Consider the following 1,240-nt stretch of genomic DNA (forward strand, 5'->3'; position numbering starts at 1 on the left):
GGAGTAACCTGTAATTAGAGTCTCTCAAATAATCACAGCGCAAGTTGTCGAAAGACACCTTCGGGTTGTGAGGTTAAGCGACTAAGCGTACACGGTGGATGCCTAGGCAGTCAGAGGCGATGAAGGGCGTGCTAATCTGCGAAAAGCGTCGGTAAGGTGATATGAACCGTTATAACCGACGATACCCGAATGGGGAAACCCAATGTGATACGTCACATTATCGTTAGATAAATACATAGTCTAACGAGGCGAACCGGGGGAACTGAAACATCTAAGTACCCCGAGGAAAAGAAATCAACCGAGATTCCCCCAGTAGCGGCGAGCGAACGGGGAACAGCCCAGAACCTGAATCAGTTTGTGTGTTAGTGGAAGCGTCTGGAAGGTCGCACAGTATAGGGTGATAGTCCCGTACACAAAAGCACACAGATTGTGAGTTCGATGAGTAGGGCGGGACACGTGACATCCTGTCTGAATATGGGGGGACCATCCTCCAAGGCTAAATACTCCTGACTGACCGATAGTGAACCAGTACCGTGAGGGAAAGGCGAAAAGAACCCCGGCGAGGGGAGTGAAATAGAACCTGAAACCGTGTACGTACAAGCAGTGGGAGCCTACTTGTTAGGTGACTGCGTACCTTTTGTATAATGGGTCAGCGACTTATATTTTGTAGCAAGGTTAACCGAATAGGGGAGCCGTAGGGAAACCGAGTCTTAACTGGGCGTCAAGTTGCAAGGTATAGACCCGAAACCCGGTGATCTAGCCATGGGCAGGTTGAAGGTTGGGTAACACTAACTGGAGGACCGAACCGACTAATGTTGAAAAATTAGCGGATGACTTGTGGCTGGGGGTGAAAGGCCAATCAAACCGGGAGATAGCTGGTTCTCCCCGAAAGCTATTTAGGTAGCGCCTCGTGAACTCATCTTCGGGGGTAGAGCACTGTTTCGACTAGGGGGCCATCCCGGCTTACCAACTCGATGCAAACTACGAATACCGAAGAATGTTATCACGGGAGACACACGGCGGGTGCTAACGTCCGTCGTGAAGAGGGAAACAACCCAGACCGCCAGCTAAGGTCCCAAAGTCATGGTTAAGTGGGAAACGATGTGGGAAGGCATAGACAGCCAGGATGTTGGCTTAGAAGCAGCCATCATTTAAAGAAAGCGTAATAGCTCACTGGTCGAGTCGGCCTGCGCGGAAGATGTAACGGGGCTAAACCATGCACCGAAGCTGCGGCAGCGAC

1 rRNA gene is annotated in these 1,240 nt (G+C 51.0%); it reads left to right on the plus strand.

What is annotated here, in order from left to right:
- Window positions 1-71 precede the first annotated feature (71 nt).
- Window positions 72-1,240: ribosomal RNA gene (locus GW590_RS24145) — 23S ribosomal RNA — on the plus strand; the annotation flags it as partial.

The sequence above is a fragment of the Rouxiella aceris genome (assembly GCF_012933545.1).
GTDB classification, from domain to species: Bacteria; Pseudomonadota; Gammaproteobacteria; order Enterobacterales; family Enterobacteriaceae; genus Rouxiella; species Rouxiella aceris.